13 protein-coding genes are annotated in these 13448 nt (G+C 65.1%); 6 read left to right on the top strand and 7 right to left on the bottom strand.

Annotated features, from left to right (window positions below; all coding sequences use genetic code 11):
• Positions 1-103: 103 nt before the first annotated feature.
• Positions 104-925: an SDR family NAD(P)-dependent oxidoreductase gene (locus PVW46_RS28230; protein WP_069211240.1), complete on the top strand. Its 822-nt coding sequence runs from the start codon at positions 104-106 to the stop codon at positions 923-925.
• Positions 926-955: 30 nt separating this feature from the next.
• On the opposite strand, the gene PVW46_RS28225 is transcribed toward PVW46_RS28230, so the two are convergent.
• Genes PVW46_RS28225 through argH form a run of 3 tightly spaced genes read right to left on the bottom strand, consistent with a single transcriptional unit; the run spans position 956 to position 2795 of the window.
• Complete coding sequence (locus tag PVW46_RS28225; protein ID WP_069211239.1) at positions 956-1264, bottom strand: DUF2834 domain-containing protein; 309 nt, start codon at positions 1262-1264, stop codon at positions 956-958.
• A complete protein-coding gene (locus tag PVW46_RS28220) occupies positions 1264-1407 on the bottom strand; it encodes an argininosuccinate lyase (RefSeq protein WP_139132418.1) in 144 nt (47 codons plus the stop codon). Before PVW46_RS28220 ends, PVW46_RS28225 begins: the two co-directional genes overlap by 1 nt.
• Positions 1404-2795, bottom strand: a complete 1392-nt coding sequence (gene argH, locus PVW46_RS28215; protein WP_069211238.1) for an argininosuccinate lyase — start codon at positions 2793-2795, stop codon at positions 1404-1406. Before argH ends, PVW46_RS28220 begins: the two co-directional genes overlap by 4 nt.
• 21 nt (positions 2796-2816) lie before the next feature.
• Here argH and PVW46_RS28210 point away from each other — a divergent pair, with 21 nt between their 5' ends.
• From PVW46_RS28210 to PVW46_RS28195, 4 genes are all read left to right on the top strand, one after another.
• Complete coding sequence (locus tag PVW46_RS28210) at positions 2817-3380, top strand: TlpA family protein disulfide reductase (RefSeq protein WP_274578296.1); 564 nt, start codon at positions 2817-2819, stop codon at positions 3378-3380.
• A gap of 670 nt (positions 3381-4050) precedes the next feature.
• Positions 4051-4440, top strand: coding sequence for a hypothetical protein (locus PVW46_RS28205; protein ID WP_043143063.1), 390 nt, complete (start codon positions 4051-4053; stop codon positions 4438-4440).
• A 185-nt stretch (positions 4441-4625) separates the two neighbouring features.
• Positions 4626-5393, top strand: a complete 768-nt coding sequence (locus PVW46_RS28200) for an OB-fold-containig protein (RefSeq protein ID WP_069211236.1) — start codon at positions 4626-4628, stop codon at positions 5391-5393.
• A 27-nt stretch (positions 5394-5420) separates the two neighbouring features.
• Positions 5421-7115: a flotillin family protein gene (locus PVW46_RS28195; protein WP_069211235.1), complete on the top strand. Its 1695-nt coding sequence runs from the start codon at positions 5421-5423 to the stop codon at positions 7113-7115.
• Between the two features lie 125 nt (positions 7116-7240).
• On the opposite strand, the gene PVW46_RS28190 is transcribed toward PVW46_RS28195, so the two are convergent.
• Genes PVW46_RS28190 through hisC form a run of 3 tightly spaced genes read right to left on the bottom strand, consistent with a single transcriptional unit; the run spans position 7241 to position 9890 of the window.
• On the bottom strand, positions 7241-7891 hold the full coding sequence (locus PVW46_RS28190; protein WP_069211234.1) for an extensin-like domain-containing protein: 651 nt from the start codon (positions 7889-7891) through the stop codon (positions 7241-7243).
• Positions 7888-8808: a prephenate/arogenate dehydrogenase family protein gene (locus PVW46_RS28185; RefSeq protein ID WP_043143058.1), complete on the bottom strand. Its 921-nt coding sequence runs from the start codon at positions 8806-8808 to the stop codon at positions 7888-7890. Before PVW46_RS28185 ends, PVW46_RS28190 begins: the two co-directional genes overlap by 4 nt.
• Positions 8805-9890, bottom strand: a complete 1086-nt coding sequence (gene hisC / locus PVW46_RS28180) for a histidinol-phosphate transaminase (protein ID WP_069211292.1) — start codon at positions 9888-9890, stop codon at positions 8805-8807. Before hisC ends, PVW46_RS28185 begins: the two co-directional genes overlap by 4 nt.
• Positions 9891-10010: 120 nt before the next feature.
• On the opposite strand from hisC, the gene PVW46_RS28175 reads away from it, so the two are divergent.
• Positions 10011-11597, top strand: coding sequence for a substrate-binding domain-containing protein (locus PVW46_RS28175; RefSeq protein ID WP_069211233.1), 1587 nt, complete (start codon positions 10011-10013; stop codon positions 11595-11597).
• A gap of 10 nt (positions 11598-11607) precedes the next feature.
• On the opposite strand, the gene PVW46_RS28170 is transcribed toward PVW46_RS28175, so the two are convergent.
• Positions 11608-13398 carry an acyltransferase family protein gene (locus PVW46_RS28170; protein ID WP_069211232.1) on the bottom strand — a complete coding sequence of 597 codons (1791 nt, stop codon included), beginning with the start codon at positions 13396-13398 and terminating at the stop codon, positions 11608-11610.
• Positions 13399-13448 lie beyond the last annotated feature (50 nt).

Below are 13448 nucleotides of genomic sequence, written 5' to 3'. Positions count from 1 at the left end.
GGGAGTCGACCAAAGGGAGACGGGGGCAGCGCCCCCATCGCCGATTGCACAAACCGCGCCCGGCACTCTACTCTGCCAACCAAATGCCAAAGGGAGCAAAACCATGCATCAGACCATCAAACCGGGGAATGTGGCAGTCATCACCGGCGGGGCCTCCGGCATCGGGCGCGAGATGGCACGGCGCCTGGTCGAGATGGACATGCGCGTCTGCATCGCCGACCTGCGCGGCGAGATGCTGGAAAAGGCGGTGACAGAGACCGGCGCGGCCCTTGGAATGGAAACGGACGTGTCCGACATCATCCAGTTGCGCCGGCTCAAGGCCAAGGTCGAGGAGATGCTGGGCCCTGTCGACCTCTTGATGAACAACGCAGGTATTCAGCCGGGCAGTTCGATCTTCGACACCGAAGGCAACTGGGACCAGATCCTGGGCGTAAACCTCTGGGGAATCATCCGGTCCAGCCAAGTCTTTGCGCCGGACATGGCGGCGGCTGGCAAACCGGGGCTGATCGTGAACACCGGCTCGAAACAGGGGATCACCACACCGCCAGGCGATCCGGCCTATAACGTGTCCAAGTCGGGTGTGAAGGCATTCACCGAGGCGCTGCAGCACGAGCTGCGCAACATGGAGGGCTGCCAGACCGAGGCGCGCCTGTTCATTCCAGGCTTCGTCTACACGCCGCTCACCGCGCGCGGCCGGACCGAAAAGCCGGACGACGCATGGACCCCGGAACAGGTGGTGGATTTCCTGCTGGAGGCGCTTGGACGCGAGGATTTCTACATTCTCTGCCCCGACAACGACGTGGACAGGGCGACCGACGTCAAGCGCATCCTCTGGGCGGCGCAGGACATCACCGAGAACCGCGCGCCGCTGTCGCGCTGGCACCCCGACTACAAGACGGCGTTTGCAAACTGGCTGAAGACCTGAGGCGTAGGGCGGGGTTTACCCCGCCGTTCCTCACACCGGTTTCGACCGGAAATACAGGTAAAGCGGCAAGCCGCAACTGACCCCGATGCAGAAGGTCGCCGGGATCGCCAACAGCGCTTGCCAGTTGCGGCGGACAGACACCTCGGCCAGCACCCAGATCGTCAGGACGATGGCGGTGATGGTCAGGTCCCAGGTCAACCCGCGCGTGCTGTCATTCACGAACCAGGCATCGATCATGACCCCCAGGTCCCAGCCGTTCGCGGCCAGGAAGGTCACAAAGTAGTACATCGGGTGCACGGCGCCCCAAATCGCCAGCGCCAGCCAAAGCCACCGCAGCATCAGCCCGTGATCCCCACCTCGGCCTTGCCGGTGATCGAGACGCCGACCCCCGGACCGGCGGGCTTGCCTTCAGGCGTTTCCGGTTCACCGTCGGCGCCGCAGGCCGCCAGCGCCACCAGTCCGAGAAATGCGAGGAGTCTCATGCCAAACGCTCCTTCCAGGTCGCGATCTGTTCGCGCACACGCTGAGGCGCCGTTCCGCCATAGCTCATCCGGGACCGGACCGAGTTGTGCACGCCAAGAACATCATAGACCGATGCGTCGATATTCCCATGCACCTCCTGCATCTCCTCCAGCGAAAGGTCGGGCAGGTCGCATCCCCTGGCCTCGGCCTTGGCCACAAGGCTGCCGGTGACATGGTGCGCATCGCGGAAGGGCAGGCCGGTTTCGCGCACCAGCCAGTCGGCCAGGTCGGTCGCGGTCGAGAAGCCATGCGCCGCCGCCGCCTCCAGCGCGGGGGTATTGGCGCTCATGTCGCGCACCATGCCCTCCATCGCCGCCAGCGCCAGCATCCAGTTGTCGGCAGCGTCGAAGACCTGTTCCTTGTCCTCCTGCATGTCCTTGGAATAGGCCAAGGGCAGGCCCTTCATCACCATCATCAGCGCGACATTGGCGCCGAAGATGCGCCCGATCTTGGCGCGGATCAGCTCTGCCGCATCGGGGTTTTTCTTCTGCGGCATGATGCTGGACCCGGTGCTGAACCGGTCCGACAGGGTGACAAAGCGGAACTGGGCAGAGGACCAGATCACCAGCTCCTCGGCAAAGCGGCTGAGGTGCATGGCGCTGATCGAGGCGACCGAGAGGAACTCCAGCGCGAAATCACGCGCGCTGACGGCATCCAGGGAGTTGCCCATCGGCCGGTCAAAGCCCAGTGCCTCGGCTGTCATGTGGCGGTCGATCGGGAAACCGGTGCCGGCCAGCGCCGCGGCACCCAGGGGCGATTCGTTCATCCGGGCGCGGGCGTCGCGCACGCGGGACAGATCGCGCCCGAACATCTCGACATAGGCCATCATGTGGTGGCCCCAGGTCACCGGCTGCGCCGTCTGCAGGTGGGTGAACCCGGGCATGACCCAGTCGGCGCCCTGTTCCGCCTGCCCCAGCAGCGCCCGGATCAGGGCCAGCAGCCCGGATTCAGCGGCGTCCAGCTGATCGCGCACCCAGAGGCGAAAGTCCGTCGCCACCTGGTCATTCCGGCTTCGGCCCGTGTGCAGACGCCCCGCCGGTTCGCCGATCACCTCTTTCAGCCGCGCCTCGACATTCATGTGAATGTCTTCCAGCGCGGTGGAAAAGGTGAAATCGCCGCTTTCGATCTCTGACAAGACCGTGAGCAAACCTTCCCGGATCGCTTTTGCATCGCTATCAGTGATGATGCCCTGCGCCGCAAGCATGGCGGCATGGGCTCGCGAACCGGCGATGTCCTGCGCCGCCAACCGCTTGTCGAAGCCGATGGAGGCGTTAATTGCTTCCATGATGGCATCGGGCCCGGCGGCAAAGCGGCCGCCCCACATCTGGTTCGAGGTCTTGTCAGACATGCACTGTCCTTCGGAGGTCTTATGATACGTCTCACGCTTGCGGCTCTGTATACCGCTGCACTGGTGCTTGCAAATCCGGCCTTTGCCGATGTCGAGGTCGCCAAGGCCGCGGCAGGGGGCGACATGCGCAAGCTGGTGTTTCATTCCGCACCCAAGGACGCGGGCGACGTGGATTTCATGACCTTCGACGAACAGCCGCTGAACCTGTCCGACTGGCAGGGAAAATGGGTCGTCGTGAACTTCTGGGCGACCTGGTGCGCCCCCTGCCGCAAGGAAATGCCGATGCTGTCGGCCTTGCAGGAGGACCTTGGCGGCGAGAATTTCGAGGTCGTGACCATCGCCACCTCGCGCAATCCGCCCGCCAAGATGAAGGCGTTCTTCGATGAGATCGGTGTCGTCAACCTGCCGCTGCACCGCGATCCGCGCTCGATGCTGGCGCGGCAGATGGGTGTGCTGGGCCTGCCGGTGACGGTGATCCTGAACCCCGATGGGCAAGAGATCGCGCGGCTGACCGGGGATGCGGACTGGGCCTCTGACGAGGCGCGCGCCGTGCTGGCCGCGTTGATTGGCGGCGGTGAGGGCTGAACGCCCTCTGCCCGCATCGAGCCGACAAGGAAAAACCCCGTCCAGCGGCGGCTGAACGGGGTATTTACGGAGAGAGAGAGTGAGAGAGAATTCTGGTCGGGCCTAAAGCCTCGTGCCGGTCGGGGGCCGTTTGACCGCTGCCCGAACGGCCTGCAGTGCGGGTTCCCGCGTCGGGCGGGACTGCAACGCCAGGGCCACAAGGCCCATCAGGCAAAAGGCTGAAAACGTCATTGTCACGTTCGGTTGCTCCGGGTCGCCGGCCCCCACCGACAAGGTTGAAAATGGGCAAAACCGGGGCGCGGAGCAACTCTTTCTGCCTATTTTCCATAAAATGCCCCCGGACAGCGTGACAGTCCGCCTCTGATTTCGGCGTTGTTTCCGGACAGCGTGCAAATTCCGCCACATTTGGCCCGGTCAGCCTGCCTTGCGCAGCTCGAATCGAGAACGGCAAAAGATTCAAAAGCGACACGGTGGGATGTCCGCTCGCAAACGTCGCCCACGCGTTTTGCCGTATCGTCCACTCCCGTCGGGCCGAACCTCTTCAAATTGAACCACGGGAACAGTCCATCCCGTTTCCCCGTCACACGGCGCAGGATCACGGACAAGGTGACGCGCGGTCGGTTTTGTCTGCGCACGCGAGGCATGCAAACTGACGCGTCAAGGAGGTTCCATGCCGCTGCCTGGTCTCATCACGTTGGTTGCGCTGAGCGTCGCGGGAACTGCCGTGGTGATGCAGGTCACCGGCGTTTCGCGCGCCCGCCGGTTCACCACGGCAGAGGCGGCGGGCCGGGTCTGGTTGCGCGCGTTTCCCGACGTCGCGGTGACCGGCGTGACGCTGTGCCGCTCTGGCCAGGCGGCGCTGATCGCAAGCACCCGTGGGCCTGGACTTGTCAGGTCGATGGGGACAAATGGCTCCGCGTGCTTCCTGACCGGGGCCACCGTGTTGCCAAGCTCTGGCGGCGTGACCCTGCACCTGCCTGACGATTCCGTCCCCCGCGTCCGGCTGGAACTTGAACCCGAAGACGTTGCCCACTGGACGCAGCGGATCGGCAGCTGCTGACTGCGGCGCCAGTCAGCGGTCACAGGCCGGGTCGGGCTTTCCAGACTTGCTTTGGCCGGTGCATTTTCCGATTGCTGTCATCAATCTGTTGCAGCGCTGCCGGTTTATTGTGCACATACTTGTAACGGGTTCGTGAGGTTCCCATATGCTCAGTATACCTTAGTATACACAATTTCGGATTAGGCATGTTCGATCTTCTTCTGTCTGACGGGATGTTCCCGTTCATCCTCGCCCTGGCATTGCTCTTCGGCCTCTTGGTGCTTGAGGTGGTCTTTGGCCTGTTGGGCGGGACACTTCTGGGTTCGGGCGCGGACGGGCTGGACGTCGATGGACCGGACCTTGATATCGACATGCCCGACATCGGCGACATGGAGATCGACCTGGGCCTGGACGGGACGGACATCGACATCGCCGACCTGGAACTGGCAGAGCCGGACCTGGACATGGACGTGCCCGACCTGGACGCCGATATGCCGAATGGCGCCCCCGACGGTGCGGGCAGCGTGGCCGCCTGGCTGGGCTTCGGCAAGATGCCGGCGCTGATCTGGCTGGCGGCGATCCTGCTGGCCTTTGGCCTGACCGGGCTGGTTATCCAGACCGTGGCCGACAATCTCCTTGGCGGCCCGCTCCCGTCCTGGCTGGTGGCCCTGCCAGCCGGTGCGGCGGCGATCTGGTTTGCACGCCAGTTCGGCGCGCTCTTTGCCCGCCTCCTGCCCAGGACGGAAACAGAGGCGCTGTCGGAACGTCACCTTGGACGCCGCACGGGGATCGTGACCCAGGGCACCGCTGCCCGCGGCCGCCCGGCCGAGGTCAAGGTCACCGACCGCTACGGCAACATCCACTACCTGCGGGCCGAGCCGCTGCGCGACGATGCAACGATCCCGCAAGGGACAGAGGTCATGGTGCTGCGCCACCGATATGAGAAAGGCTACCTGCTGGTCGCACTTTCCTGATTTATTTCCAACCTTTAGGGGACAAAAATGGACACCTTGCTACTCATTGCCATTATCGTCGTGGGCTTTCTGGCCCTTCTCGTGCTCATCATGCTGGTGCTGGCCCGCCTCTACCGCCGCGCCACCCGCGAAGTCAGCCTGGTCCGCACCGGTGCCGGCGGCAAGAAGGTGGTGATGGACGGCGGCACGCTTGTCGTCCCGCTGCTGCACGAGGTCTTTCCCGTCAACATGAAAACCCTGCGCCTCGAGGTGAAACGCGACGGCGAGGCCGCGCTGATCACCCAGGACCGGATGCGCGTCGACGTGGGTGTGGAATTCTACGTCTCCGTCTCGCCCACCGTGGAAGGCGTTGCCCGCGCCGCCCAGACGCTGGGCGACCGCACCTTCGACATCGAACAACTGCGCGAGATGATCGAGGGCAAGCTGATCGACGGCCTGCGCGCCGTGGCCGCCCAGATGACGATGGACAGCCTGCATGAGAACCGCGCCGATTTCGTGCAGGAAGTGCAGAATACCGTCTCCGAGGACCTGACCAAGAACGGCCTGTCGCTCGAGTCCGTGTCCCTGACCGCGCTGGACCAGACCCCCTTCGAGGCGCTGGATGAGAACAACGCCTTCAACGCCGTCGGGATGCGCCGCCTGGCCGAGGTGATTTCGACCTCGCGCAAGGAACGTGCCAACATCGAGGCCGAGGCCGACGTTGCCGTCCGCCGGGCCGAGATGGAGGCCGCGCGCCACAAGCTGTCGATCGAGCAGGACGAGGAACAGGCCCGCATCGAACAGATGCAGCGCATCGAAACGATGAAGGCCGCCCAGGAAGCCGAGATCGCCGCCCGTGCCGAGGATTCGAAGCGCGAGACCGAACGGTCGCGCATCGCCCGTGAGGAAGCCGTCCGCACATCGGAAATCGCGCGCGAACGCAAGATTCGCGAGGCCGAGATCACCAAGGAGCGCGAACTGGAGGTCGCCGAACAGGAACGCCAGATCATCATCGCGCAGAAATCCGAGGAAGAAAGCCGCGCCCGCGCCAGCGCCGACCTTGCCCGCGCCGAGGCAACCAAGGCGATGGAGGCGGTGACCACCGCCAAGGAAGTGGCCGAGGCCGAGCGGATCAAGCAGATTGCCCTGATCGAGGCCGCCCGCGAGGCAGAGCGCGAAGCCACCGCCATCCGCCTGTCCGCCCAGGCGGAAAAGGATGCCGCCGCCGACCGTGCCGCCGCCCGCCGCGAAGAAGCCCAGGCCGAGGCCGACGCGATCACCACCACCGCCGAGGCCCGCAAGCTGGACATGCTGGCCCAGGCCGAAGGTACGCGCGCCCTGAACGACGCCGAAAATGCCCTGTCGGATGCGCTGGTTGCCATGCGCGTCGACCTGGCCCGCATCGAGGCCCTGCCGCGCATGCTGGCCGAGGCCGTCAAGCCCGCCGAGAAGATCGACTCGATCCGCATCCACCAGGTTTCCGGCCTGAACGGTGCCGGGGGCAACGGCGGTACCGGGTCATCCGAGGGCAAGGCCCCGGTGAACCAGGCGCTGGATTCGATCATGGGCATGGCCGTGCAGATGCCGGCGCTCAAAAAGCTGGGCGAGGAACTGGGCATGACGATGGACGGCACCATCGACGGGCTGATGGGCTCCAAGGCGGTTACGCCGATCGCCCCGGAGGCCGCGGACCCCGTCCAGGACGATGCCGCCCCGGAATCGCCGGAAGAACCCCGGCACTAGACGTCCCTTGGCAGCGTCCTCCGGAGGGACGTTGCCGCCATACCCCCGTGTACTTGATTTCGGGCGTCTCTGGTCAGGCCCGTAGGATGGGTCATCGACCCATCCTCCTCCGGTCCGGAAGAACCTCAGCGGCAGTAGGCGCCGTTGCCATGTCGCCGGGTGTCAAAGTGGAAGTGGTCCTCGTGGTAGCCGTCCGATCCCGGCCCAAGGACCGTGCCGAAGACTCCGCAGGCGTCCTTGTGCATCCGGCGCAGCGCCTTGCCGTCCCGACGTTTGCGCCAGCCATCCTCGACCGTGATCGCGGACCCGTCCTTGAGCAGCACCGCCGAGATGTCGATCGCCTTGCCGCGACCGTGTTCGGAAATCGGTGCACCGGGCTGGTTGTTCCGGGTCCGGCAGGAATAATGCGCCGCGACCTTCAGACCCGAAAGCCCGCCGCCGCGCCGTCCGACAGCCGGCTTGGCGGTTTCACGCACCCAGACCTCCAGCGCCCGCGCCGTCGGGCAGTCGATCAGCGCCGCCTGGCTCAGCCGGACGTTGCCCACCGAGTGCAGACGCACCGCGTCCTGGATGCCGCAGCCGTTCAGCTTGCCCGGAACCCTGCCCACGACCTCGCCCTGCAGAGAGGGATCGCCACACAGCCCGCGCCCGTCGCTGCTGGCGAAGGCATTGCCAAGGGCGCCGCGCACACCGTCCAGCCCATTGCCGACGCGTTCGCGCACACCGCAGGATCCAAGGATGACAAGACAGCAAAGCCCGAGGGTCAGTCGTTTCACCGTTCCACCTTCACGCGGCCAAAGTCCGGTTTATCAGTATCCTGACCGGCCTCCAGAATGCCACGGCGGATGGCCCGCGTATGGGTGAAATAGGCGTGAAGCTGCTCACCGTCGCCGGTACGAATCGCCCGCTGCAGGGCCATCAATTCCTCGGTAAAGCGTCCCAGGATCTCGATCGTGGCATCCTTGTTGGTCAGGAAGACATCGCGCCACATGGTCGGATCGCTGGCGGCAATCCGGGTGAAATCGCGGAAACCGGCGGCCGAGAACTTGATGACCTCCTGGTCCGACACGCGGCGCAGGTCGTCGGCCACGCCCACCATCGTATAGGCGATCAGGTGCGGAATATGGCTGACCACGGCACAGACAAGGTCGTGGTGTTCGGCGTCCATCACCTCGGTGTTCGACCCCAGCGCCTGCCAATAGGCCTGCATCCGCTCCACTTCTGCAGGGTCGGACCCCTCGACCGGAACGATCAGGCACCAGCGGTTGTCGAAGAGCGTGGAAAACCCGGCCTCGGGCCCGGAATGTTCGGTCCCGGCCATCGGGTGACAGGGCACGAAATGCACACCCTCGGGGATATGCGGGCCGACCTCTTCGATCACCGTCCTTTTGACCGAGCCGACGTCGATCACCGTGGCGCCCGGTTTCAGGTGCGGGGCGATCTCCTCGGCCACCCGGCCCATGACGCCCACCGGCGTTGCCAGCACGACAAGATCGGCATCCCGGACCGCGTCGACCAGGCTGTCGCAGACCTCGTCGCACAATCCGATGCGCCGCGCGGTCTCTCGCGTCTCATCCGAACGGGCGTAGCCGGTCACGTGACCTGCCACGCCGCCGCGTTTCATCGCCCAGAACATGGACGAGGCGATCAGCCCCAGGCCGATCAGCGCCACGCGTTCGTAGATCACCGTCATCGCGCACCTGCCTTGAACAAACCGATGTTATGCGCGACCCGCCGGCACGACGGTTCGTCGCCCACGGTAATGCGCAGGCAGTTGGGCAGGTTGTAGCCGCCCACCCGCCGCACGATCAGTCCCTGGCTCTGCAGGTACAGATCACAGGCCTCGGCCTCGGCCTGGTCGGCAAATCGTGCCAGAACGAAGTTCGCCGTCGAGGTGTCGCTGGGCACGCCGTGTTCCGCCAATGCCTCGGCCAGCCAGTTGCGCAGGCGGGTATTTTCGGCCCGGCATTTCTCGACATAGGCGGTGTCACGCACAGCCGCCTCGGCGGCCGCCAGCGCGGTGCCTGACAGGTTGAACGGTCCGCGGACGCGGTTCAGCACGTCGATGACGTCTTTCGGGCCATAGCCCCAGCCGACGCGTAGCCCGCCCAGCCCGTAGAGTTTCGAAAACGTCCGGGTCATCACCACGTTGTCGCGATGCTCGACCAGCTTGGCGCCGCCGTCGTAGCCTTCGACATATTCCGCGTAGGCGCCGTCCAGCACCAGGAGGCATTGCTCGGGCAGTCCCTCGGCCAGGCGCTCGATCTCGGCCAGGCCGATCATCGTGCCGGTCGGGTTGTTGGGGTTGGCGATGAAGACCAGCCGTGTCTTGTCGGTACAGCCGGCAAGGATCGCGTCGACATCCGTGACCCGTTCGCGCTCCTTGACCTCGACCGGGGTCGCCCCGGCGGCCAGCGCGCTGATGCGGTACATGGCAAAGCCGTGTTCGGTATAGACAACCTCTGTGCCCGGCCCGGAATAGGCCTGGCAGAGAAAGGTGATGATCTCGTCGCTGCCCACGCCGCAGATCACCCGGTCGGGGTCGACGCCGTGCATCTCTCCGATCGCCTCGCGCAGGCCGCGATGGTCGGTGGACGGATAGCGATGCAACTCGTGAACGGACCGTTTGACGGCCTCCTGCGCGGCAGGGCTTGGCCCGAACGGATTCTCGTTCGAGCTCAGCTTGACCACGTTGGTCACACCCTCGACGTGGGATTTGCCCCCCACGTAAAGCGCGATGTCCATGATCCCGGGCTGCGGCTTGATCGCTGTCATTCTCACCTCCAAAAGCCCCCCGTGCATAGCGCCGTGCCCCTGCTTAGAAAAGGCACAAACGGGTTCCATTCCACGCCCCGCAGGATACGATGCGGTCAGAAGTTTTCACGGATCCAATTCATGCGGACGCTGTTTGCCATATTCGTCGCCCTGAACGCGCTGTTGGTCGTTCTCTTGCTGATCTATTTCGGCGCCTTCGCCCCGCGTATCGCGCTGCATGTCCTGGCCGATCCGGCGAACCGCGCCCTTGAGCCTGCCCTGGTGGACTGGGCCGACGACAACAATGCCGAGCTGAGCTTTACCTATCGCGGTTCCGCCGAGATCGCGCGCGACCTGTCCGAAGGGGCGGTTGGCGAATACGACGCCGTCTGGCCGGCGGATTCGCTTTGGCTGACGCTTGGCGACAGCGGTGGCGTCCGCTACGCAGCGCCCGTCCATCATTCCCCCGTCGTCCTGGCGCTGCGAAACTCGACGGCAACGGCCCTGGGGTGGACCGGGCGAACCGACCTCACCCTGCAGGAGATCGGGGAGGCCGCCGGTGAGGGCAAGTTCCGCCTTGCCATGCCCTCGGCCACGCAATCCGGCGCAGGGATCGCGACCTACCTGGGCATGTGGCACACACTCTCGGGCACCGGGGACGTGCTGACGGCAGAGCACCTGGCAGACGAGGACCTGCGCGACGAGATGCGTGCGCTGCTGGACCGGATGAGCAGAACCTCCGGCGGTTCGGGCCCGCTGACAGAGACACTGGTGGCGAATGACGACGCCTTCGACGCGCTGTTTGCAAGCGAGGCGCAGGTCATCGCTGCCAACCGGAAACTGGCGGCCAAGGGGATCGAACCGTTGCAAGTGCTCTACCTGCCCGGAGCGCAGCCCGTGCTGGAGGCCCCGCTGGGCATGCTAACCGATGGCGACGAGGACAAGGAAGCCAAGTTCCTCGAGCTACAGGCCTTTCTCGGGACCGAGGACGCGCGGATCATCCTGTCGGGACTGGGCTGGCGGGCCGGGTCGGTCGCCGAACCGCTGACCGCGTCAGCGGACGACCTGGACACATCCATCTGGAACCCGGGCTGGGGCATCGACCCCGCACGTGCCATCGTCCCAATGCCCCGGCCCGAGGCCTCCGTGATCTCCGAAGCGCTGGCGCTCTATGACACGGAGTTGCGCAAACCCTCTCTGACAGTCTGGGTGCTGGATGTCTCCAGCGCCATGAACGGACAACCCATCACCGACCTGAAAGACGCGATGACCGGGCTGCTGCAGCCAAGCCCGCAGGACGTGAGCATCGTCATTCCCTACAACAACAACATCCTTGATCCGATGGTGATCGAGGGCGACGACGCAGCAGCGGTCCAGTCCGCCCTGCGACAGTTCAGCGACCTGCAAGCCACGGGTGGTCTGGACATGTATTACGCCGTCTACGAGGCTTTCGAGGCCATCAGCCCCTATGCCGTGGACGGTGCGATCACCGACTACCAGCCCAGGATCGTGGTCCTCGCCGCCGGACCGTCCGACACGGAAAGCCGCATTTCGTTGCTCGCCTACCGGGATCAGACTGCCTTTACCAAGGATGTTCCGATCCAGGTTGTCGCCTTCGGGGATGCGGACGCGGGGCAGCTTGCCGAACTCTCCAACATCTCCTCGGGGCGTTTGTTCCGGGTCGAGGGCGACCTGCCGCGCGCCTTGCGGCAGGCCGGGGGGTTGTGACGGGCACCGCCTAGTCCGGGAGCCAGCCCACCGCATCGCGGAACCGCCGCCATTGCGGCGTGTCCAGCAAGGGCCGCGCCATGAACACCGCGCCCGCGCGGGTCACATGGGTGCGGTCGCCTGACAGGAACGTCCCGTTCGCGTCGAAGACCGGCAGTGTCTTTCCGTCCTTCGAAAAGCTGCGGAGGATGTCCAGGTAGATCGGTTCGGGGATCTTCGTGCGCAGCCAGTCGTTCCAATCCACGGTTTCGGGCAGGACCTGGACCCGCGCTTGCGGTCGGTCCTGTGGCGGGACACGTCCAAAGACGTTCAGGTTGTATCCAAAGACCTTCGGCCCGACGAACAGGATGCCGGGCCGCTCTGGAAGGCCGGACGCTGCGACCCTGTCCCAGCATGCTTCTGTCAGCCAGTAGGTGACAAAGATCACTCCGTCTGCGCGCCTCAACAGATCCGCGGTTTCGGCGGACTGCCGGTCGGGGTCGCAGAGGAAATAGTCGTCGCGATAGACGATGTCGGCGCTGTCGCCATAGCCGCCCTCGATCAGGATATTGATGAAATCCCGCGCCTGGCTGTTGCCGATCACCAGGACGTCGGGGCGGTTGTTGTCTTCGAACTCATGCGCCCGGTAGCCGAAGATGCGCGTGTTGTAGGCCCGGTAGACATCGGCCGGTTCAAATCGCGCGCGGTCGACCATACGGGCGGGAAACCCCTTGAACTGGTAGGTGGCAAGGCCCACCCCCAACAGCAGAACCGATGCACCGCCAAGCGTCCGCCACAGAATGGGCATCGGCACACGCGAGCGGTCGCGGAACGGTGTCTCGACAAAGCGCCAGGACAGCCAGGCCAGCACAAAGACAGGACCGAGCAGCGCGACCAGCAGCATCAGCGGCGGTTCCGTGTGGCTGAGGATGCGCGTGAAGGCAAAGACCGGCTGGTGCCAGAGGTACAGGCTGTAGGAAATGAGGCCGATCCCGACCAGGGGCGCCAGAGACAGCAGCCGCCCAACCGGAGAACCGGCGCCCGAGAACCCGATCACCGCCGCCGCGCCGAGGGTTGGCAGCAAGGCCGCGTAGCCCGGATAGGGGACGTCGACGCTGAACCCGAAAACCGAAACGCCGATGGCCACCAGCCCGGCGCAGGCCAGCCAGCCATTGCCAGCCAACCAGCCGCGCCGCTCTGCCAGCAGCACCGCCGCGCCGGTCAGCAATTGCCAGGCCCGGGTGTCGATCATCAGGAACGCATAGTCCCAGTCCGTCCAGGTCAGCGACAGGTTGCGGGCAAGGCTGATGCCCCAGAGCAGCAGTACCGTCTGCAGCAGATAGCCCCGCGCGACCCGCCACACCGCGAACAGCACCAAGGGCGCCACGACGTAGAACTGCTCTTCGACCCCCAAGCTCCAGGTGTGCAGCAAGGGCCGGAATTCTCCGACCGGGCCCCAATATCCGCTGGTCAGGTAGACCAGCAGGTTGTTGCCAAAGACCAGGGTCGCGACAACGCTTTGTCCTAGGTTCTCGTAGGGGTCGGGCAGCATGACGAACCAGCCCAGCACGAGGCAGGGCAGGATCACCGCGATCAGCGCCGGCAGGATGCGCCGCGCCCGGCGTTCGTAAAACCGCCAGAGCGAGAATCGTCCCCCGTCCATGTCCTCCAGCAAAAGACCGGTGATGAGATAGCCGCTGATGACAAAGAACACGTCGACGCCGACGAAGCCCCCCAAAAAGACCTCGGACCCGGCGTGGTAGAGGATCACCGGCAACACGGCGACGGCGCGCAAGCCGTCGACCTCCGGGCGGTATTTCATCGAGGCAAACCCCTGTGGAACGGGGCCGGTCCCTGGCCGGCCAGAAAATA

The sequence above is a fragment of the Mameliella sp. AT18 genome (assembly GCF_028807275.1).
In the GTDB taxonomy this organism is placed as follows: Bacteria; Pseudomonadota; Alphaproteobacteria; order Rhodobacterales; family Rhodobacteraceae; genus Antarctobacter; species Antarctobacter albus.
Note: the sequence above shows the minus strand (reverse complement) of the source record. Positions and strands in the feature narration are given on the sequence as shown.